The 19942-nt window shown below is 68.4% G+C and carries 17 protein-coding genes; 6 read left to right on the top strand and 11 right to left on the bottom strand.

The window, feature by feature from the left end; all coding sequences use genetic code 11:
• Positions 1 to 49 precede the first annotated feature (49 nt).
• The 6 genes from glnA (Q8Q85_07425) to Q8Q85_07400 form a co-directional block, all read right to left on the bottom strand.
• A complete protein-coding gene (glnA, locus tag Q8Q85_07425) occupies positions 50 to 1507 on the bottom strand; it encodes a type I glutamate--ammonia ligase (protein ID MDP3774086.1) in 1458 nt (485 codons plus the stop codon).
• A complete protein-coding gene (glnA, locus tag Q8Q85_07420; GenBank protein ID MDP3774085.1) occupies positions 1497 to 2969 on the bottom strand; it encodes a type I glutamate--ammonia ligase in 1473 nt (490 codons plus the stop codon). The genes glnA (Q8Q85_07425) and glnA (Q8Q85_07420) overlap by 11 nt, the downstream gene beginning before the upstream one ends.
• Before the next feature lie 283 nt (positions 2970 to 3252).
• Positions 3253 to 3477: a hypothetical protein gene (locus Q8Q85_07415; GenBank protein ID MDP3774084.1), complete on the bottom strand. Its 225-nt coding sequence runs from the start codon at positions 3475 to 3477 to the stop codon at positions 3253 to 3255.
• A 71-nt stretch (positions 3478 to 3548) separates the two neighbouring features.
• The gene (locus Q8Q85_07410) at positions 3549 to 4058 is read right to left on the bottom strand and encodes an RsbRD N-terminal domain-containing protein (GenBank protein ID MDP3774083.1); all 510 of its coding nucleotides are present in this window, start codon (positions 4056 to 4058) and stop codon (positions 3549 to 3551) included.
• A gap of 140 nt (positions 4059 to 4198) precedes the next feature.
• A complete protein-coding gene (locus Q8Q85_07405) occupies positions 4199 to 5287 on the bottom strand; it encodes a hypothetical protein (GenBank protein ID MDP3774082.1) in 1089 nt (362 codons plus the stop codon).
• A gap of 215 nt (positions 5288 to 5502) precedes the next feature.
• Complete coding sequence (locus Q8Q85_07400; protein MDP3774081.1) at positions 5503 to 7668, bottom strand: TonB-dependent receptor; 2166 nt, start codon at positions 7666 to 7668, stop codon at positions 5503 to 5505.
• Positions 7669 to 7787: 119 nt separating this feature from the next.
• Here Q8Q85_07400 and Q8Q85_07395 point away from each other — a divergent pair, with 119 nt between their 5' ends.
• From Q8Q85_07395 to Q8Q85_07385, 3 genes are read left to right on the top strand one after another with little or no spacing between them, the layout of a single operon-like run.
• Complete coding sequence (locus Q8Q85_07395; GenBank protein MDP3774080.1) at positions 7788 to 8597, top strand: zinc ribbon domain-containing protein; 810 nt, start codon at positions 7788 to 7790, stop codon at positions 8595 to 8597.
• 1 nt (position 8598) lies between these two features.
• On the top strand, positions 8599 to 9441 hold the full coding sequence (locus Q8Q85_07390; protein ID MDP3774079.1) for an MqnA/MqnD/SBP family protein: 843 nt from the start codon (positions 8599 to 8601) through the stop codon (positions 9439 to 9441).
• Positions 9438 to 10172, top strand: a complete 735-nt coding sequence (locus Q8Q85_07385; GenBank protein MDP3774078.1) for a response regulator — start codon at positions 9438 to 9440, stop codon at positions 10170 to 10172. The genes Q8Q85_07390 and Q8Q85_07385 overlap by 4 nt, the downstream gene beginning before the upstream one ends.
• Here Q8Q85_07385 and Q8Q85_07380 read toward each other — a convergent pair.
• Genes Q8Q85_07380 through Q8Q85_07365 form a run of 4 tightly spaced genes read right to left on the bottom strand, consistent with a single transcriptional unit; the run spans position 10151 to position 16583 of the window.
• Positions 10151 to 13318: an efflux RND transporter permease subunit gene (locus Q8Q85_07380; GenBank protein MDP3774077.1), complete on the bottom strand. Its 3168-nt coding sequence runs from the start codon at positions 13316 to 13318 to the stop codon at positions 10151 to 10153. The genes Q8Q85_07385 and Q8Q85_07380 overlap by 22 nt on opposite strands.
• A gap of 10 nt (positions 13319 to 13328) precedes the next feature.
• A complete protein-coding gene (locus Q8Q85_07375) occupies positions 13329 to 14441 on the bottom strand; it encodes an efflux RND transporter periplasmic adaptor subunit (GenBank protein MDP3774076.1) in 1113 nt (370 codons plus the stop codon).
• Positions 14438 to 15949, bottom strand: a complete 1512-nt coding sequence (locus Q8Q85_07370) for a TolC family protein (protein MDP3774075.1) — start codon at positions 15947 to 15949, stop codon at positions 14438 to 14440. Before Q8Q85_07370 ends, Q8Q85_07375 begins: the two co-directional genes overlap by 4 nt.
• Positions 15950 to 15953: 4 nt before the next feature.
• The gene (locus Q8Q85_07365) at positions 15954 to 16583 is read right to left on the bottom strand and encodes a TetR/AcrR family transcriptional regulator (protein ID MDP3774074.1); all 630 of its coding nucleotides are present in this window, start codon (positions 16581 to 16583) and stop codon (positions 15954 to 15956) included.
• Between the two features lie 179 nt (positions 16584 to 16762).
• On the opposite strand from Q8Q85_07365, the gene Q8Q85_07360 reads away from it, so the two are divergent.
• A complete protein-coding gene (locus tag Q8Q85_07360; protein ID MDP3774073.1) occupies positions 16763 to 17683 on the top strand; it encodes a complex I NDUFA9 subunit family protein in 921 nt (306 codons plus the stop codon).
• A 108-nt stretch (positions 17684 to 17791) separates the two neighbouring features.
• Positions 17792 to 18352 carry a YceI family protein gene (locus tag Q8Q85_07355; GenBank protein MDP3774072.1) on the top strand — a complete coding sequence of 187 codons (561 nt, stop codon included), beginning with the start codon at positions 17792 to 17794 and terminating at the stop codon, positions 18350 to 18352.
• 221 nt (positions 18353 to 18573) lie between these two features.
• Here the strand turns inward: Q8Q85_07355 and Q8Q85_07350 are convergent, their stop codons facing one another.
• The gene (locus Q8Q85_07350) at positions 18574 to 19002 is read right to left on the bottom strand and encodes a type II secretion system protein (protein MDP3774071.1); all 429 of its coding nucleotides are present in this window, start codon (positions 19000 to 19002) and stop codon (positions 18574 to 18576) included.
• A 230-nt stretch (positions 19003 to 19232) separates the two neighbouring features.
• On the opposite strand from Q8Q85_07350, the gene Q8Q85_07345 reads away from it, so the two are divergent.
• Complete coding sequence (locus tag Q8Q85_07345; protein MDP3774070.1) at positions 19233 to 19883, top strand: MerR family transcriptional regulator; 651 nt, start codon at positions 19233 to 19235, stop codon at positions 19881 to 19883.
• The last annotated feature ends 59 nt before the right edge of the window (positions 19884 to 19942 follow it).

Here is a 19942-nt window from a genome sequence, read left to right as displayed (position 1 = left end):
CGGTGTAGAGGGTGCCGCCGGCATGACCTGCCACGCCACGACCGGCGCGTCAGTAAGTCCCCAGGTACCGCCTCACCTCCCACTCGCTCACCTGCATGATGTACTCCTGCCACTCCGCCCGCTTGGCCTCAACGAACCGCCCCGCGATGTGCTCGCCTAACGCGGCCATCACCACCTCGTCCTTCTCCAGGCAGTCCAGCGCCTCGTGCAGGTCCCTCGGCAGGTCGTCGATGCGGTAATGCCGCCGCTCGCGATAGGTCATCTTGAAGATGTTCTTGTTCACCGGCTCCGGCGGCTCGAGCCCCTTCTCGATCCCGTCCAGCCCCGCCGCGAGCTGCACCGCGAGCGCGAGGTACGGGTTCGCCGAAGGGTCCGGCATGCGCAGCTCGCACCGGGTCCCCGTGCCACGCCGATCCGGGATGCGCACCAGGGGCGAACGGTTCTTCATGCTCCACGCCACGTTCACCGGCGCCTCGTAGCCCGGCACCAGCCGCTTGTAGCTGTTCACCAGCGGGTTGGTCACGGCGCAGAAGCCGCGCGCGTGCTCCAGCAGCCCCGCGATGTAGTGGAGCGCTACCTTCGACAGCTCCCACTGCCCCTTCGGGTTGTGGAAGGCGTTCTTCCCGTCCCTGAAGAGGCTCTGGTGGGTGTGCATCCCCGAGCCGTTCTGCCCGAAGATGGGTTTGGGCATGAACGTCGCCACCAGATCGTACCGCTCGGCGGCGCTGCGGACCACCAGACGGAAGGTCGCGAGATCGTCCGCGGTCTTGAGCGCGTCGGCGTACCTGAAATCCACTTCGTGCTGCCCCGGCGCCACCTCGTGGTGCGCCGCCTCCACCTCGAAGCCCATTTCCTCGAGGTCCGCGACGATGAGCCGCCGCGCCTGCTCGCCGCGGTCCGTGGGTCCCACGTCGAAGTAGCCGGCCACGTCATGGGTGACCGTCGTCGGCTCGCCCTGAGCGTCCTTGTAGAAGAGGAAGAACTCCGCCTCGCACCCGGCCATCATCTCGTAGCCGAGCTTCGCCGCGCGCGCGATCTGCTGCTTGAGGGCGGAGCGAGGGCAACCCACGAACGGCGTGCCGTCGGTGTTGCAGATGTCGCAGATGAGCCGCGCGACCAGCCCGTCCTCCGCGGCCCAGGGGAAGATCCGGAAGGTGTCGAGGTCCGGGCAGAGCAGCATGTCCGACTCCTCGATCCTCACGAACCCTTCGATGGACGAGCCGTCGAACATGATCTGGCCGTCGAGCGCCTTCTCGAACTGGCTCCGCGGCACCTCGACGTTCTTGTTGATGCCCAGGATGTCGGTGAACTGGAGCCGGAGGAAGCGCACGTCGAGCCGGTCCACCATGGCCAGGATGTCGGCCTTGGTGATGCGCTTGCCCTCGAGGAGCGCGCCATACTCCGGGTCGCGGGTCAGGGGCAGCGTGGCCCGCACCGCCGCCTTGGACGAAACGGGCGCGGCGATCACCGCGCCCGACTTCGTGCCGCCGTGCTGCCTAGGCGTCATAGTAGAGGAAAAACTCGTACGGATGCGGCCGAAGCGCCATGGGCTTCACTTCCTTCTCCCGCTTGTAGCTGATCCACGTCTCGATCAAATCGGAAGTGAATACGTCGCCCTTGAGCAGGAAATCGTGGTCGGACTCGAGCGCGGCCAGCACCTCGGCCAGCGACCCCGGCGTGTTCTTCACCCGCCGCTTCTCCGCACCCTCCAGCTCGTAGAGGTCCTTGTCCATCGGCGCGGGCGGCTCGATACGGTTGCGCACGCCGTCGAGGCCCGCCATGAGCAGCGCCGCGAAGGTGAGGTACGGGTTGCACGACGGATCGGGCGCGCGGAACTCGAGCCGCTTGGCCTTGGGCGCCTTCGAGTACATCGGGATGCGCACGATCGCCGAGCGGTTGCGCTGGGAGTAAATGAGATTGATGGGCGCCTCGAAGCCCGGCACCAGCCGGCGGTACGAGTTGGTGGTCGGCGCCGCGAAGGCCAGGAGCGCCGGCGCATGCTTCAGGAGCCCGCCGATGTAGAAGCGCGCCAGGTCCGACAGCCCGGCGTAGCCCTTCGGGTTGAAGAACAGGTTCTCCCCGTCATCCCAGAGGCTCTGGTGGACGTGCATCCCCGAGCCGTTGTCCCCGAAGAGCGGCTTGGGCATGAAGGTGGCCGTGAAGCCGTGATCGTGGCACACGTTCTTCACGATGTACTTGTACATCATGACCTTGTCGGCCATGCGCACCAGAGTGTCGTAGCGCATGTCGATCTCGGCCTGCCCCGCGGTGCCCACCTCGTGGTGCTGCACCTCGACATCGATGCCCGACTCGATCAGCGCCAGCATGATCCGCGAGCGCAGGTCCTGCTGCTTGTCCACCGGTGGCACCGGGAAGTAGCCCTCCTTGTGCCGCGGCCGGTGCGCGAGGTTCGGCGAACCGTTCTGCCCCGAGTTCCAGATCCCCTCTTCGGAATCGATGTGGTAGTAGCCCTCGTGCGCGTTCTGGTCGAACCGCACCGAGTTGAAGACGTAGAACTCAGCCTCCGGGCCCCAGTAAGAAGTCGTCGCGATGCGGCTCTCGATCAGGTGCTGCTCGGCTTTCTGCGCGATGAACCGAGGGTCGCGCGAATAGCGCTCGCCGGTGATCGGGTCCTTGATGTCGCACACGATGGCCAGCGTGGGGACCTTGAGGCATGGATCCACGAAGGCGGTCGCGGGATCCATCATCAGGAGCATGTCGCTCTCGTTGATGGCCTGGAAACCGCGGATGCTCGAGCCGTCGAAGCCGAGGCCCTCCTCGAACTTCTCCTCGTCGAGCTCCTTGAGCGGGATCGAGAAGTGCTGCCAGGTGCCGGGCAGGTCCGTGAATCGGACGTCCACTACCTGGACACCAGCGTCGCGCGCCTTCCTGACGACGTCGGCAGGGGAGGCGGAGGTCCTGGCGGTGCTCTTCTTACTGGCTGTCTTCGGGGGCATGGTAGCCGTCATGGCTGGGGTCCGGGTTGGGTAAGGCGCCAAACTATCGACGAGGTGCAGGAGTGTCAAGCGCAATGGGCGTGCCAAGCAGAGAAAGGGGCAGAGACGGCTGGAGATGAGGTTTTTCTGCGGTTTGGCACTAAAGAATGTGCGGGATGTGCACGATTTCTGATGCGGCCACGCAACGGGTGATGTGGCGTCCGAGCCAGAGTTGCAGGGTTGCAGAGTTGCAGCGGCTGGCAGGGGGAAGGAGACAGGCGACAGAACTCTACCGAACCCTGTCACCTTCCACCTGCTACGGCCCCAGGGACTCTACCAGACTCCACAACTCATTGGCGGAAAAATCGTTGAACCGTTCCTGCACTTCCTTCTGCGACCTCTCGAGGAAGATCCAGGCACTTTGACGGTGCCGGTCGCCGTGAACGAAGTGGATGCGGCCGCGAACGATGCCTTCGTCGGGAACGTGCTCGGCCTCCAGGTAGACCTCCCACCGGGTCTCGCCGCGGGCGAGCTGGCCCATGTGGGTAGCCCGCTGGATCCAGGGGAAGGCGATGGAGGATTCCGTGGATAGGGGCCGGAAGGGGGAGGCGGCTAGTCGCCGCCCTCCCCACCAACGTCGACATCGCCGGAGGCGCGGGCGCCGGTGCGCTCGGAGGCCTCGAAGAAGCCGCGGAGGCTCGCGCCGATGACCTCGTCCAGGTACTGGTCGATCGCCAGCATCACCTCGAAGGCGTCGCCGCGGCTCCAATCCAGCTCCCGGCGGAGCAGCCGCCAGATCGCGTGCCTCAAGTGCCGGAACTCACGGTAAAGGTCCGACGCGTCGTAGCGGGCCAGGCCGCGCAGCTTGCCGAAGCGCAGTCCCCGGCGCCGGCGCGAGATCGACATCTCCGACGATGGGCCTTCGTCGCCAACCACGAGAGTGTGGGCGATGTCGGCGAGAAGCGCCGGGACCTGGTTGGTGAGGAGGAGGTCGGGAAGCTTGTCGTCGCCCTCTATCTGCTGGTCGGCGCGCACGGCGTCGCGCCAGTTCTGCGCGATCTGGTTGACGTGCTTCGCAATGACTTCGCCGGCCTGCCGGCGGGCCTGGGAGACGAGGGACATGGACACAAGCTAGTTGGCAGACGCGCAGACGCGCCAGACGCGCAGGGATGACAGACGCACAGACGCACCGACGCGCAGGACACGACGGATGGTCAGGCGGCGGTGCGGCAGGACGGCTAGGGCGGCAGGGCGCGAACGGGTTACGGCAGCCTCGTAAGGGTATACGTGCCGATGTCCGCGCCGTCCCGGTCCCGCACGATGCCGCCTGCCGTTCCGGCCGGGTCGATGTCGCCGAGGAGGAGGATGCGCGGCTGCGCGGCGCTGGTCTCGGTGTCGATCACCCAGAGGCTCATCCCGCCGGCGCTGAGAATCCGGCCCGCCGCCTCGAGCGGCTGTCCGCCCGAGAAGTAGCCCTGCGTGACGTTGCCGATGGCGTTGATCAGTATTGGCGGTCGGTCGCGGTTGACGTACAGGTCGAGCTGCGCGGTGAAGGCTCGCCCGCCATTCGTCGGCGTGTAGTCCAGCTGGTAACGGCCCTCGTACGGGTGGTCCACATCGCCATGCACGGAGTAGGTCCGGTTCACCGGGGCCATGGAGCCGAAGACGCCCAGGCCGCCCTCCACCGTATTGATGAACCCGCTCCCGGTGAAGGGGTCGTTCCCGGTCCTGAAGAAGCCGAAGAAGTTGGTGTCCATCGCCGCCACCGTGAACGTCTCGCGGCTGCCCGCCACCCAGACCCACGGCGCGATGGTGTCGGACTCGAAGGGGAGCGGCAACTTTCCGGCCACCCGGAAGCTGGTCGAGTCGGTGAAGAGGAGCAGCGTGAGCCGGCGCTGGAGATCGCGCGGGCGCACCTGGACGAAGACGCCCTTGGTCCCGGCCGCTCCACTCCAGGTCACCGCGAGCGTGTCGCGGTCGCGGTTGAACACCGCGCCGTTCGCGGGGATCCCGGTGACGACCGGGAAGTCCGGCATGCGGGTGCGCGCGGTGACGACCCTTCCGTCCGGCGTCGCGACCCGGAGCCGATAGACGCGCCCCGCGGCGAGGAAGCCCGTCGCTGCCGCGCTGTCGAGGCGGTACACACCCAGCGTGTCGGCGATCTCGGCGAAAAGCACCGAGTCTCCGTCGTCGCGCGTCACGACCACCGAAGCGCCGGAGATGGGGAGCGGCGGCCGCGGCGGCCCTCGAAGCGAGTCCTGGTCGGGGATCTGCATGGTACCGGTGATGGAGCGCTCGACGACGATGTACTGCGCAGCCGCGTTGGTATCGAGAGTCAGGACTCCCTGCACGACCACGACCTCTTCGCCGAGGGGGATGGTAACTTCCTGCAACTTGCAGCTGGCAGTCAGCAGGCCGATGGCAACAGTAGTTATCAGACGCGCAGACGCGCAGTGGTGGACAGTAGGCAGCACACAGTCAGCGCGCCCCTGACGACCGAACGCTGCCGACCGCTGCGCGTCTGCGCGTCTGCCGACTACTGCGCGTCCCGCCCGATCAGTGCTCATCAGAACTCCACCTCGAGCCCGATGGTCGGCAGCAGCGGGAACTGCGAGAACCCCCGTCTCACCGGCGGGTTCTCGGTGTAGTCATAGAAATACGTGAACACGTTCGTCCTCGAGTACGCGTTGAGCAGTGACGCCGTCGGATTCCAGCGGGCGCCCAACCACCCGAAGCTCCAGCGCGCGGCAAGGTCCAGGCGCGAGTAGGCGGGATAGCGGAGCGTGTTGCGCGCCGTGCGATACGGCTCGGTGAACGCGCCGATGAAGATGTTGCGCCCCGGATCGTAGAAGCGGTGTATCCACTGCCCCGCGATCCCGGTATAGGGCAGCGCGGAGCCGTACCCGAAGCGCGCGGTCCAGCGCGCCCCGAGCGGGCCGGCGAAGTTCGCCACCGCGTTGAAGGTGTGCCGGCGGTCCTGCGCCGGTGCGTACCGCTCACCCGTGTCGTCCACCGTCCGCGTGACCTTGCCCAGCGTGTACGACACCCATCCGGTGAAGCGCCCCGTCGTCTTCCTGAGGTAGAGATCGAACCCGTAGGCCGTGCCGCGCGCGGTGAAGAACTCGTCGCCGACGACGCCCGGATCCTCCTCCGGGTTGCCGTCCACCAGGTTCCGCATCTCCTTCCAGTACACCTCCGCGGAGAACGACAGCCCCTCGCCGAACCACCGCTCCGCACCGAGGATCGCTTGGTCGGCGCTGCTCACCGGCACGACCGAATCGGTCCCCACCCAGAACTCGAACAGCGAGATGGGGATCTCCTCCTGGCGCAGCGAGTGGATGTACTGGAAGTACCTTCCACCCGAGAGCGTGATCGCGGTGTTCGGATTCACGAACGCCTTCGCCGAAAAGCGAGGCGCGAGACCGGTGAAATCCCCCGCCCTCGTGAGCCTCAGCCCGGGCCGGAGCAGCAGCCACGGCCGGGCCCGCCACTGGTCCTCCGCGTAGAGCTCGAGCGCCGTGGGTCGGTACGTGAGTCGCGCGAGGTCCACCTCGAGATCGCTCGACGTCGCGAGGTAAGTGATGTCGTGCCGCTCGAGGACGTAGCCCGCGCCGAGGACGTGGCGCGCGCGGCGCACCTCCAGGTCACCCGATAGCGCGAGCCGCCGCACCCGGTTCTGGAAGAGGAAGAGGCCGGGCCCTACGTCTATATCGGCGAAGAAACTGCTTCCGCCCGCCCGTTGAGTGAGCAGGGCGCTCCCGCCGATCGGCCGCCGCCAAGTCGCGCCCAGGGCGCGATTCCCCCAGTCGAATCGGAACGACTGCTCCGGCTGCCCCGTGCTGGCCTCGGTCAGGATGAAGTTGAAGTAGTCTCCGCTGGCGAAGCCCGAAGCCGACAGCACTCCACCCGCGAAGCGCGACAGCGACACTCGCCCGATGAGGTCCTGGAAGTGATATGGGAAGGTCGAGGAGCTGAATGCGTCCACGACCCGGTCGGCGTAGGTGCGCCGTCCCGCGATGATCCAGCTGCCGGCCTGCTTCGGCAGCGGGCCCTCGAGGTGGAGTTTCGAGGATAGCAACGACACCGATGCCGACCCGCGCACCCGGCTCGTCGACCCGGTCCGCTCCGCCACGTCGAGCACGCTCGATAGGCGCCCGCCGTAGCGGGCGGGAAAGCCGCCGGCGATGAAGTCGAGTCCCTCGATAGCGTCATCGGCGAACGTCGAGAGGAGCCCGCCCAGATGGAACGGATTGAAGACGACCTGCCCGTCGAGCAGGACGAGGTTCTGGTCGGCGTCGCCGCCGCGGACGTTGAGGCCTACGGAGTAGTCGTTGCGGGACACCACGCCGGGCAACAACTGAACGGTGCGCATGAGGTCGGATTCCGCGAAGCCGGGTACCGCGCGGATGTCGCGGATGTCGAGGGACCGCGTGGAGACCTGCGCCTCGTCCTCGAAGCGGGCGCGCTCCGGGGCCCGCGTGACGACCGTGACCGGGGAGACGGTGATGGGCTCCGTCAGGAGTTGGAACACGACCTCAGTGGTCTCGTCCGGCCGCACGATCGCAGTTAGTGCGCCCTCCCGGAAACCGACGCGGCGCACCTGGACCCGCCACGCGCCCGCCGGCACATCGCGGAGGACGAAGACGCCGAGCGAATCGCCAAGGGTGCGCCTGCCGAGGGCCGGGAGCGTCGCGGCGGGCGAGCTGAGCGGCTCGCCCCCGGGGCCGCGCACCGTACCGCGGATCGCGCCCGTCTGGCCATGCGCGGGCGCGGCGGCTGTAACAAGCCCCCCGGACAGCAACAGAGCCGCGAGCGTTGGCGCCCATCCGTTTCGTTGCCTAGCTTTCAGGAATGACACCCTCTGCCACTGTCAAGTGCCCCGCTTGCGGGGCCCAGACCTCGGGCAAGTTCTGCTCGGAATGCGGCGTGCCCCTCGGCAACCGTCCCTGTCCGTCCTGCGGCGCCAAGCTCTCCGCCCGCGCCAAGTTCTGCCCGGAGTGCGGTGCGACGTCCGGCGCGCCGTCGGCCGGTGCTCCGGCGCGGCCTGGGGGCGGCGCCGCGCAGGCCGGGGACCGGCTCCCCTGGATCGTCGCGGGGATCGCGGTGGTAGCGCTCCTCGTCACGGTGATCGTCGTAGTCACGCGCCGGCAGCCGGCAGCCGACACCGGCGCGGCGGCCGCCCCGTTCGCCGGCGCTCCCGGCCAGGGCACCACCGACCTCTCGCAGATGACGCCGCGGGAGGCCGCCGACCGGCTCTTCAACCGAATCATGCAGGCCCACGAGAGCGGCGACACGGCGCAGGTGCGGTTCTTCGCCGCAATGGGGGTCCAGGCCTACGCCAACCTCGACACGCTCGACATCGACTCGCGACTTCACATCGGCCTGATCGAGCTTGCGGCGGGTGACCCGGCCAGCGCGCTAGCCGAGGCCGACAGCATCCAGCGGAAATCCCGCACCCATCTCTTCGGCTGGTACCTCAAAGTGCGAGCCTCGGAGGCTCAAGGGAATACCGCCGCCACCCGCGCCGCGTTCCGCGGGTTCCTCGACAACTACACCACCGAGCGCGCCAAGAACCTGCCGGAATACGAGCAGCACGCGACGGTGCTCGGTCAGACGCGGGACGACGCCCAGCGCGCGATGGCCGCTTCGAGCCGTCCGTAAGATGCCCCGTATCCGCGTCGCGCATAGCCCCGATTCCGATGACGCATTCATGTTCTGGGCGCTCGCGACCGGGAAGATCGACACCGGCGACCGGGAATACGAGCACGAGCTGGCCGACATCGAATCGCTCAACCAGCGCGCCCTGGCGGGCGAGCTGGAGATCACCGCCGTATCGTTCCACGCCTACGCCTACCTGCACGAGCGCTACGCGCTCCTGCCGCACGGAGCGTCCATCGGCGACCGGTACGGGCCGCGCCTGGTGTCTCGGGAGCGGGCCCCGACGCAGCAGCAGGACGCGCTCGCGGGCAAGCTCGTCGCGATCCCGGGGGAGCGCACCACCGCGGCCCTCACGCTGCGCCTCTACCAGCCCCTGGTGGAGACCAGGATCGTCCCGTTCGACCTGATCGAGGATGCCGTCCTGGAGGGGCGCGCGGAGGTCGGCCTGCTCATCCACGAGGGCCAGTTGACGTTCGCCGACCGGGGGCTATTCTTCTGGGAGGACCTCGGCGACTGGTGGCACAGGGAGACCGGCCTGCCGCTGCCGCTCGGCGGCAACGTGGTGCGCAAGAACCTCGGCCAGGAGCTGATCGCGGCGGTCTCGCGCGACCTGCGCGCGTCGATCGGGTACGGCCTCGAGCACCGCGCCGAAGCGCTGGCGCACGCGCAGCAGTACGCGCGAGGCATGGACGCCGAGCGCACCGACACGTTCGTGGGGATGTACGTCAACGACTTCACCTTGGACTACGGGCCGAGCGGCCGGGCTGCCGTGCAGCGGCTGCTGGACGAGGGCCATCGCGCCGGCCTTATCCCGGAGCGCGTGGTCGCGGAGTTCGTGGAGGAATGAGGCCGACGCAACCCCTGGCGTTCTCCGCCGCTGAGCAGCCGCGGGCGCGGGTCTTGATCGTCGAGGACGATACGGCCCAGGCCAAGCTGGCACGGCGGCTGGTCGAGGCGTCGGGCGCCGAGGTCGTCGGCGTCGCCAAGACGGGCCACGACGCCCTCGCCCAGGCGGCGCTCGCCGACGTCATCCTCCTCGACTACCAGCTCGAGGGCTCGATGACCGGGCTCGACGTGCTGCGCGAGGTGCGCCAGCGCAGGATCCCGGCCGCGGTCATCGTGAACACCGCGTACGGCAGCGAGCGCGTCGCCGCCGAAGCCCTGCGCCTCGGTGCCGACGACTATGTCATCAAGGATGATGCGTTCGTGGAGATGCTGCCGCGGGTCCTGAGCCGGCTGCTGCGGATCCAGCAGGTCGAGCGCACGCTGGTCGAGGCGCAGGCCCAGGTCCTGCTCGCCGAGCGGCGCGGCGCCATCGGCGAGATCACTGTCGCCATCTCGCACGAGATGAACAACCCGCTGATGGCGCTCCGCACCCAGCTCGAGCTGCTGAAGCTCGACGGCGCCACCCTATCGCCGGCGACGCGGACCAACGTAGAACTGGCTCTTCAGCAGGTGGACCGCATCACCATCGTCCTCAAGCGCATCGCGGCCCACGACCAGGAGACGTCCACCACCTACGTCGGCAGGACCAAGATGACCGATCTCTCGGGAGGTCAGTCCGCCAGGACGCCGTGAGGCTCCGGCGCCTCGCCTGCCTCCTCCGCCCGCTCCTCCGCCGGTTTCCCGCGCTTCATCCACACCACCACCTTCGCCCCGAAATCGTCCAGGAAGGTGTACACGACCGGAACTACGACCAGCGTGAGCAGCGTTGACGTGATCAAGCCGCCGATCACCGCCCGGGCCATCGGGGCGCGGAACTCGCCGCCGTCGCCCAGCGCGAGGGCGGTGGGCAGCATGCCGAAGATCATCGCCAGCGTGGTCATGATGATCGGCCGCAGCCGGATCTCGCCGGCGTCCACCAGCGCCTCGAACCGGGACTTCCCCGCCTCGCGCGCCTTGTTGGCGAAGTCCACCAGCAGGATCGCGTTCTTGGTCACGAGTCCCATGAGCATGATGATGCCGATCATGCTCATGATGTTGAACGTGTCGCGCCACGCCATGAGGCCGAGCAACACCCCGATGATGGAGAGCGGCAGCGCCAGCATGATCGCCAGCGGCTGGAGGAACGAGCCGAACTGCGACGCCAGAATGAGGTAGATGAACACCACCGCCAGCGTCAGCGACTCGAGGATGTAGCCCACCGTCTCGGCGAAGTCCGCCGACTCGCCACCGATGTTGAGCCGGTAGCCGGGCGGGATTTGGACATCGGCGATCTTGACCCGGATGTCGTTCATGACCTCCGTGAGCGAGCGCCCCTCGTAGTTCCCCTCGAGCCGGGCCATGCGCTCCAGTTGCAGGTGCTTGATCTCGCCCGGCGCCGAGCCGGTGCCGATGCGCGCCACCTGCCCCAGCGGCACCATCACCGCGGACTGCGTCCGCTCGTCCGTCCGGCTGGTCGCGATCGGGATGCGCGCGATGTCCGCCGCCGAGGTCCGGTACTCCGTTGCCACGCGCACCACTACGTCGTGCTCGAGACCGGTCTCGTCTTCGTAGGTCGTCGCGCGCTGCCCGGCGAGGATGGGGCGCAGCGTGCCCGACACTTGCCCGACCGACAAGCCCACGTTGGCGGCCAGGTCGCGGTCCACCTCGACCACGAACTCCGGCTTCCGCCCCTCGAGGCTCGACTGCATCTCCACGGCGCCCGGCACCGTGCGGACCAGCGCCAGCATCTCGTCGGAGATCTGCTGGAGCCGTCCCACGTCGGGCCCCAGGACGTTGATCTGGATCGGCAGTTGCCCGCCGCCCATCGAGGGCGCCTGCACCGTCGGCGTCACGCCATGGAAGCCCCGGAAAGCGGCTCGGAGCTGCGTCTCCAGCTGCTGCTGGGTGAGCGCCCGCTCATGCCTCGGCCGCAACTTCACGTAGATGGCGCCCTGGTTGACGTTGCCCTGCTCGTCGCCGCCCACCGAGAGGTAGGTGTAGGCCACCTCGGGCCGGGCGCGCACGAAGCGATCGAGCTCCTCGCCGCGGGCGCGGGTGTACGACAGCGACGAGCCGACCGGCGTCTCGAAGAAGACCTGCGTCTCCTCCTGGTCGGAGATGGGCATGAACTGCCCTCCCACCGCGCCGGCCGCCATCAGCGCGATCGCGCCTGCCATCGCGCCCGATGCGATCCCCATCGTCGCCCCCCGGTGGTCCAGCGCCCACGCGATGATCCCGCGGTATCGCCGGCTCACTCCCTTGAAGCCGCCGTTGAACCGCTCCAGAAGCCGGCCGACCGCTCCGCGCTCGGCGTGCCCCTCGGCCTGCGGGTCGTACCAGATGGACGACAGCATCGGGTCCAGCGTGAAGGACACGAACAGCGACACCGCCACCGCGAAGGCGATGGTGATGCCGAACTGGTAGAAGAACTTCCCGACGATGCCGCCCATGAAAGCCACCGGCACGAACACCGCCAGGATCGAGAGCGTGGTCGAGAAAACCGCGAAGCCGATCTCGCTGGTGCCTTCGCGTGCCGCCGTGTGGTGATCCTGCCCGCGCTCCACGTGGCGCACGATGTTCTCGCGGACCACGATGGCGTCGTCGATGAGGATGCCGATCGCCAGCGACAGCGCCATCAGCGTCATGGTGTTGATCGTAAAGCCCATGGCGTAGATCATCAGAAACGCCGAGATCACCGACACCGGCAGCGTGAGCCCGGTGATCACGGTGGAGCGCCACGAGTTCAGGAAGATGAAGACGATCAGCACCGTGAGCCCGGCGCCCAGGAACATCGCCAGCTCCACGTCCTCGAGCGAGGAGCGCGTCCAGCGCGAGTCGTCGCGGATCACCTTGAGCTCCACGCCTCGCGGCAGGCCCGGCGTGATCTGCGCCACGACAAGGTTCACCCCGTCGGCCACTTCGACGATGTTGGCGCCCGACACACGGCGGACGTCCAGACCGATCGCCCGCCGGCCGGCCACCGCGGCGAACGATCGCTCGTCCTCCTGGGTGTCCTCGATCCGCGCCACCTGACCCAGCCGGACCGCGGCGCCACCCCGCACCGCGACCACCACGCTCGCGAACTGCATCGGGTCGCGGATCCGGCCGCGCACCCTCACCAGCTGCTCGGCGTTGCCGCGCTCGACGCGGCCGGCCGGCGTGTCCTGGTTCTCGCGGCGCAGCGCCGCGATCACCATGTCGGGGCTCACGCCCAGCGCCTCCATGGCCGCCGGCAGCAGCTCGACGTGAATCTCGCGCTCGAGCCCGCCCACCACGCTGACGTTGCCCACCCCGTTGACGTTCTCGATGCGTCGCTTGATCGTCTCGGTCGCGAGGCGAGTAAGGTCGCGCATCGCCCAGCCGTCTCCCGAAAGCGAGAGCGTGACGATCGGCTGTTGTGACGGGTCGTAGCGCGAAACGATTGGAGGGTCCGCGTCCCCGGGCAGCTCGAGCTTGATCCCCTCGATCTTGGATCGCACGTCGTTCTGCGCGTTCATGACGTTGGTCTCGAGCTGGAACTCGATGAAGATGGACGAGAACCCCTCGACCGACGACGACTCGATCCTCTTGACGCCCTGGACGGTGTTGACCGCCTCCTCGATCCGTTTGGTCAGCTCGCGCTCGACCGCCTCGGGGCTCGCTCCGGGGTAGCGGGTCTGCACCAGGACGAACGGGAACTGCACGTCCGGCATGTTGTCGAGGCCGAGACGACGGAACGAGAAGACGCCCAGCACCACGAGCGCCAGCATCATCATCGTGGCGAATACCGGCCGCTTGATGGACAGGTTGGAGAGGAACATGGGCCGTCTCCTACCGCGTCCCGCGGGCGATGTCCACGGTCGCGCCTTCGGCGAGGCCGTCCACCGGTCCCACGATGACCGTGTCTCCCGCCGCAACACCGCTCGTGATCTGCACCAGCCCCCGCTCCTCGTCGGCGATCCCCACCACGACCCGGCGCTTCACCGCCTTGCCTCCGTCCACGACCCAGACGGTCGGCACGCGGGCCTCACCCTCGTACCGGACCGCGACGCGCGGGACCGCCACGGCGTCCCGCGCTTCATGCACCAGCACTCGGCCCGACACGAACAGCCCGCCCACCAGCCGCCGGCTCGCGTTAGGCACGTCCACGTAGATGCGGACCTGCCGCGTCGCCGGGTCGGCGACGGGGTTGATGCGGCTGATGTGGCCGGTCACCGAGTCTCCCGCCAACTGCGCCACGGTGAGAACCACCCGTCGGCCCACTCTCAACTCCGACAGCCACTGCGCCTCGACGGTGGCGGCCAACTGGAGGGTGCGCGTGTCCACTAGATCCACGACCGGCTTGCCGAAGTCCACCCGGTCGCCCGCCTGCGCGTAGCGGCGGCTGACGACTCCGCTCGCCGGCGCGCGCAGGGTGGCCGTCGCGAGGCGGTCGTCGGCGCCGGCCGCCAGCGCCTCGGCCAGGGCGAGCCGCCCGCGCGCCGCGTCGAGTGCCAGGACGGCGTTGTCCCGGTCGCGCGACGCGATCGCACCCTCGCGGAAGAGCGCCTCGGAGCGCGTGGATTCCGCGACCGAGATGCTGACCTGCATCCGCTGCGTCGCCACGTCCGCGCGCGCCGAGTTCGCGGTGGCACGCAACACTTCGTCCCGGAACCGGGCGATCGGCTGACCTTGCTGCAGAGCCGTGCCCTCGTCCACGAACATTTCCGCTATCTGCTCGGCGATGGGCGCGCCGAGGGTCATGTTGACCTTGGGCTCGAGGGAGCCGCTGAGCGGCACGCCCGCTCGGAGCGTCACGGTCGTCGCGACCCCGACGTCGGCGGCGCCCAGCGTAGCCACCTGCGGCGTCGCCTCCGCCTGCGCCTCTCCCTCCGACTTGCCCCCGCACGCCGCCACGCTCATCGCGAGCACCGCGGCGACCGCCACACCACTGTACGCCTTCATGGAAGCTGCTCCCCTGTGTTCTGATTCCCGCTGCGCGTCTGCGCGTCGGCGCGTCTCTCGACTGCCCGTACCGGCACTGTCCGCCCCAATGCCCGCTCCAGCCCCGCAATGGCGAGCAGGTAGTCCCTCCTGGCCTGCGCCTCATTCACCCTCGACTGCTGCATCGCCAGCCGCGCGTCCGACACCTCCAGCGCCGCCGCGATGCCGTTCGCGTAGCGCACCGAAGCCAGGTGGTGCGCCCGCGCGGCCTGCGTCACCGTCTGCCGGCGCGCCGAGACCAGGGCGCGCGCCCGCAGCATCTCGGCCCGGGCCTGCTCCACTTCGATCCCCACCGACTCGCGCGTCTGCGCGAGCTGCAACTCGGCCCGGTCCAGCTCCGCCCGCGCCTGCTGCACCAGTCCACGGGTGCGGAAGCCGTCGAACAGGGGCATCGAGAGCGAGAGCGACGCTGTCCAGTCGCGGCGGAAGTCACCGCCCGACGGGAACGTTGCCGAGGGAAAAGCCTGGCCGCCGTAGCTCATGTTGAAGCGCAGCGCCGGGTACAGGTCGCCCCGATACACGCGTACCACCTGCCGGCGGAAGTCCACGGTTGCCTGGGCAGCCTGGAGCGCCGCGCGGCTCGCGATCTCGGCATCGAGCACGGCGAGGTCAACCACCGGCAGCGAGTCGGTGGCGGCAAGGATCCCGGCGTCCAGCTCTACCGGCTGATCCGGCGCGATGTTGACCAGCCGGCGCACCTCCAGCAACGCGAGGTCGCGCGTGTTGCGCGCCGCGATCACCTGCGGCTCCTGGTTCGCGCTCTCCACCTCCGCGCGCAACAGGTCGTAGTCCGCCGAAGAGCCGACCTGATGGTTGAGCTGCACCCGCCTCAGCTGCTCATCCGAGAGCGCTTTGCCGCCCTCGGCGATGTCGAGCATTCGCTGCGCGAACAGCGCGTTCATGTACGCCTGCTTCACCCGGTAGACCACGTCCTGCTGCGTCTCTTCGAGCTGGGCGCGGGCGGCGCGCTCGTAGGCGCGGGCGCCACGCAGCCCCGCACCCACCTTGCCACCCTGGAAGAGTGTCTGCTGGACGGTTATCGCGGCGGTGTAGGTGTTCTCCCGCCCGAATGGAGTGTTCGCGAAGAGCTGCGACAGCCCCCGCGGCAGGCTGTTCGGGTACTCGTCCTCCAGATACCGGACGCGGTCGCTCAACGAGGCGTTCGTGTCGGGAGCGAACGGGTCCAGCGTGGTGCCGCTACCCCCGCCACCGAAGACCGACGCGAAGGTGCGCTGGTAGGTCACCGAGCCGCGGATCTCCGGCAGCGCCCCGGCGAACGCTTCGGTCACCTGCCCCCTCGCCAGTTGGACCGCGGAACGCGCCAGCCGGACTTCTTCGCCGTACTGGAGCGCGCGACGGACAGCCTCCTGCATGGTGAGACGGACCGGCTCCGGAGAGGATTGGGCGGACAGTCGGACGGACGGACAGACGGAGAACGCCGCCGCCGCCGCGAGTGTGAAGGCACGCATGCGTCTACGCCTCCCCTCGCGTGCGGATGCCGTCGAAGACGATCGTGAGCTGCCGGCGGACCGCTTCCTGGAGCGTGAGCTGGCGCGCCACCGGGTCGATAGCGTCATCGCTCGCGCCGACCCACCAGAGCAGGGTGCCAAGGAAGACCGCGCCGAGCACGCCGAAGGCCTGGTGTGGGCCGACCTCGGCGCGAAACTCCCCTCGGGCCTGCCCCTCACGGTAGATCTCCGCGAAGATTTGCTCGAGACGATGGGTCGCACCCTCGGGCTCCGGACAGCACATCTGCCGCATGCTCACCCGTACCACGAGCCGCGCGAGCGCGCGATTCTCCCCGTACGCCGCCGCGGCCGTACCGAAGAGCGCGATCAGGCGATCCGCGGCGGCCAAGTGCGAGTCGGCGGCAGCCTCCTCCGCCTGCTCCAGCCACTCCTCGCTCAGGTACTGAAGAATGGATTCCTTGCGAGGGAAGTAGTTGAAGAACGTCCCCTTCGCGACGTCGGCGCGCTCGGTGATCTCGTCCACCGTCGTGGCCTCGAAGCTCTTCTCGTTGAACAACTCGAGGGCCGCGACGAAGATCCGGCGCTTCGTTTCGTTCTTCTTGCGCTCGCGCCGCCCGACAGCCACTTCGGTCATAAGAACTCCTACACTTGGTATAAACTTGACCCCGGTCAATTGCGCCCTGAGTCTACTTCTGAACTACGGTCGCGTCAAGCGGGTGGTTTCAGACCTCCGGAACCTCCTTTGGGAGCCGGTGTGTGGCTGCGGCCGAGTTCGGGTGTATCGCTCCCGGTCGCCGAATCGCATCTTGGCTCATGCTTGTCGCGGTGACTGGCGCTACCGGGTTCGTGGGTTCGCGGGTGGTCGAGCGGCTCCTGCGCCGCGACCACGAGGTGCGGGTCCTCACGCGCCAGCCCGAGCGCGCGGGGTGGTTGCACGACCGCGGCGTCGAGGTGGTGAAGGGAGACCTCGAGGATCAGGCGGCGCTGCGCGCGCTCGTGACCGGCGCGGAGGCCGTGGTGCACCTGGTGGGCATCATCGTGGAAGTCGCGGGGCAGACGTTCGAGCGCGTCCACGTCAGCGGGACGCGCAACGTCCTGGGTGCGGCGCGCGAGGCGGAGGTGCCGCGCCTGGTACACATGAGCGCGCTGGGCGCTCGGCCGGACCGCGAAGCGACCGCCTACCACCGCACCAAGGCCGCCGCCGAGGAACTCGTGAGGACGAGCGGGGTCTCCCATGCCATCCTGCGCCCGTCGCTCATCGCGGGGCAGGGAAGTCCGCCACTCAGGATGATGGTGGACATGTTGCGGCTGTCGCCCGTTGTCCCCGTGATCGGCGACGGGAAGTATCAGATGCAGCCCGTAGCCATCGAAGATGTGGCGGAGGTTTTCGCGGTGGCGGTGGAGAAGCCCGACACCCGGGGTACGTTCGACGTCGCCGGGCTGGACGCGCTTACCTATCACGAGATGCTGGACCTGCTCGAGCGGGCCCTCGGCGTGAAGCGACGGCGAGTGCCGGTGCCCGTGGGCATGGTACGCTTCGCCGCCTACGCGGGGATGGTCCTCCCGAACCTGAACCCGATCACGCCGGACCAGCTGACCATGCTGATCGAGGGGAACACGACCACCAACAACGCCATCGAGAGCACCTTCGGCGTGGCGCCCCGCCGCTTCGCGGATGTCGCTCGGGAGATCTGTGAGCCCTACGCGGCACGAGTTGGGGTGGGTGAGGGGTGAGACGTCCTGGGTAATTGTGGTGATGTGGTGATGTGGTGATGGGGTGATGGGGTGAGAGGGGGATGGATGGGATGTCACGGTTCGCGTGGGATGGCGTGCGCGAGCATCATGGCCATCGTCGCCGCCGCCGGTGCGTTCGCGACGTCGGCGCGCGCACAATCCTTGACGGCCCTGCCGCTTCGGCAGGGCGAGATCACGTTCGCGATGCGGGCGACGAAAGTGAACGACTTCGTCGGCCGGGTCACGGCACTGCACGCCGAGTACTCGGGCGGCGATCTCGGCACCGTGCGCGGGAACCTGGAGCTGCGGGTGGCCGACATGCACACCGGGATCGGCCTGCGCGACAGGCACATGCGCAACGCGATGCGCGCCGACAGCTTCCCGACCATTCGCTTCGAGCTCATCGGAGTGGATGCCGGCGGCACCCGCGGTGACACCGTTTCGGTGGTGTTCCAGGGCCACCTCACGGTTCGTGGCGTCACCAAGACCGTGCGGGTGCCCGGGTCGGTGGTCGTGAGGCAGGGCGGCGTGGACGTCTCCGCCTCGATCCAGATCGACATGCGCGAATACGGCATTGACCCGCCGACGCGCTTTCTCGGCGCCATACGGGTGCTCCCGGTGACGGCTGTGACGGCGAACCTGAGCTTTGGGGGCCCGGAAGGGCGTTGAGGAAAAAACGACCCGGGAGCTTGCGCCCCCGGGCCGGATGGCCGGGCAAAGCCGCCGTCAGACTTTGCGCGCGACCATGGCTACGTCCTCCCTTCACACTTGATTTGAGGTGTGAACGGGTGGAAAGGTTGCAATGGGCGAATGAACGAGCGTAATGGGGTGATGAGTGATGGGTGATGTGGTGATGTGGTGATGGGGTGATGAGGTGAGACGACGGCCGGTCAGGAGCGGCGAAGGCGGCCGGTGCGGGAGACGAACAGGGTGTCGGCCGCGGCGCCGCGGCTGAAGACGATCCGCGAGTTGGAGGCGCCGTAGCCGATGCCGATGGGGTCGAAGGTGGTCACGGGTTGGCTGGTCGAGAGCGCCGCGCTGCCAAGGGTTCGCGTGTCCACCGTATCCCAGGCCGACGGTGAGCGCCGCACCGCGAGGGTGACGGCCTTCCGGGCGGAGTCGAGCTCCAGTCGCGCCAGGGCGCCGCGGGCTATGGCCAGTTGGCGCGTGGTCTCGTGAAGGACGGCGTAGCGCTGAACCGCTTCCTGTACGGCTGCGCGGTCGAGATACCGCCCGAGGGGCGGGGTCACGACGGTAGCCAGAACGGAAACGATGGCCAGGACCATCGTGAGCTCGAGAAGCGTTGCGCCGCGCGACATGGCCCCATGATAAGGGTTGGCCGCGGAACCATGGTACCCGATTCAACGCATCGAGGGGCTCAATCAACGCCGAAGTCCTGACAGCCTCAACTACGTCGAGGCGACGCTCACCGTTCTCGACCTTCGACACGAACGATTGAGGTTTCCGGAGTCGGCGCGCGAGGGCTGCTCCCGCTGAATGAACATGAGTTTGCGGCACTGTCGCGTCGCTGATAGTTTATCCCGGCCTTATGAGTGACCCGCTCCTCACCCTCCGCGAGTACGCCAAGCTCGCACCGTGGAACATCCGCGACCTGGCCACGTTGTCGGGCGGGATCCTCGAGGCGTCCGGGGTCACGCCGATCAACGTGGCGGCCCAGAGCCAGCCCTCGGATCGCACCATTCGCTTCTACGTCACCCGTCACCTGATGAGCTCGCCGGATGGGCGCGGCACCGCCGCAACCTATGGCTACCGGCACCTGCTCCAGATCCTCGCCATCAAGCTGCGCCAGATGGAAGGGGCGACGCTGACGGTGATCACTCGCGAGCTGGCCGAGTCCCCTGGTGACGTGTTGGAGAAGCGCGTGGCTTCGTCGCTCGGCAGCCTCCCCGCGCCGAACGAGCTTGCCCTCGAGCCGACTTTCGCCCCGCGCGGCCGGGTGGCGCGCGCGTTGTCGCGCTGGCACCCGCACGCGGCGACCACGGACGGCCGGACCGGCGAACGGACGGACGGACCGACGTCGCTTCAGGAAGGTGCGTGGTATCGGATCGGGGTGGACGACGGCGTCGAAGTGGCGCTTCGTCATGACCATCCGGCCGCCCGGTCCGGCGCGAGCCGGAAGCGCGCGGCGGAGGCAGTCGCGCGGGCCCTGCGCGAGGCCGCGTGGGAGGGGGAGCCCTAGCCCGGAATGCGTGGGTGGCGCCTTCCGCTCCTACTCAGCGCCGCCGTCCTGTTGGCGCA

This window comes from Gemmatimonadales bacterium, from assembly GCA_030697825.1.
Taxonomy (GTDB): Bacteria; Gemmatimonadota; Gemmatimonadetes; order Gemmatimonadales; family JACORV01; genus JACORV01.
This window is presented reverse-complemented; position numbering and strand designations above follow the sequence as displayed.

Coding starts and splice junctions, on each gene's coding strand:
- Q8Q85_07360 (MDP3774073.1), top strand. CDS start 16,763: ATGCTTGTCGCGGTGACTGGCGCTACCGGGTTCGTGGGTTCGCGGGTG.
- Q8Q85_07365 (MDP3774074.1), bottom strand. CDS start 16,583: ATGACCGAAGTGGCTGTCGGGCGGCGCGAGCGCAAGAAGAACGAAACG.
- glnA (MDP3774085.1), bottom strand. CDS start 2,969: ATGACGGCTACCATGCCCCCGAAGACAGCCAGTAAGAAGAGCACCGCC.
- Q8Q85_07410 (MDP3774083.1), bottom strand. CDS start 4,058: ATGTCCCTCGTCTCCCAGGCCCGCCGGCAGGCCGGCGAAGTCATTGCG.
- Q8Q85_07385 (MDP3774078.1), top strand. CDS start 9,438: ATGAGGCCGACGCAACCCCTGGCGTTCTCCGCCGCTGAGCAGCCGCGG.
- Q8Q85_07370 (MDP3774075.1), bottom strand. CDS start 15,949: ATGCGTGCCTTCACACTCGCGGCGGCGGCGGCGTTCTCCGTCTGTCCG.
- Q8Q85_07345 (MDP3774070.1), top strand. CDS start 19,233: ATGAGTGACCCGCTCCTCACCCTCCGCGAGTACGCCAAGCTCGCACCG.
- Q8Q85_07395 (MDP3774080.1), top strand. CDS start 7,788: ATGACACCCTCTGCCACTGTCAAGTGCCCCGCTTGCGGGGCCCAGACC.
- Q8Q85_07375 (MDP3774076.1), bottom strand. CDS start 14,441: ATGAAGGCGTACAGTGGTGTGGCGGTCGCCGCGGTGCTCGCGATGAGC.
- Q8Q85_07390 (MDP3774079.1), top strand. CDS start 8,599: ATGCCCCGTATCCGCGTCGCGCATAGCCCCGATTCCGATGACGCATTC.
- Q8Q85_07355 (MDP3774072.1), top strand. CDS start 17,792: ATGGCCATCGTCGCCGCCGCCGGTGCGTTCGCGACGTCGGCGCGCGCA.
- glnA (MDP3774086.1), bottom strand. CDS start 1,507: ATGACGCCTAGGCAGCACGGCGGCACGAAGTCGGGCGCGGTGATCGCC.
- Q8Q85_07380 (MDP3774077.1), bottom strand. CDS start 13,318: ATGTTCCTCTCCAACCTGTCCATCAAGCGGCCGGTATTCGCCACGATG.
- Q8Q85_07350 (MDP3774071.1), bottom strand. CDS start 19,002: ATGTCGCGCGGCGCAACGCTTCTCGAGCTCACGATGGTCCTGGCCATC.
- Q8Q85_07415 (MDP3774084.1), bottom strand. CDS start 3,477: ATGGGCCAGCTCGCCCGCGGCGAGACCCGGTGGGAGGTCTACCTGGAG.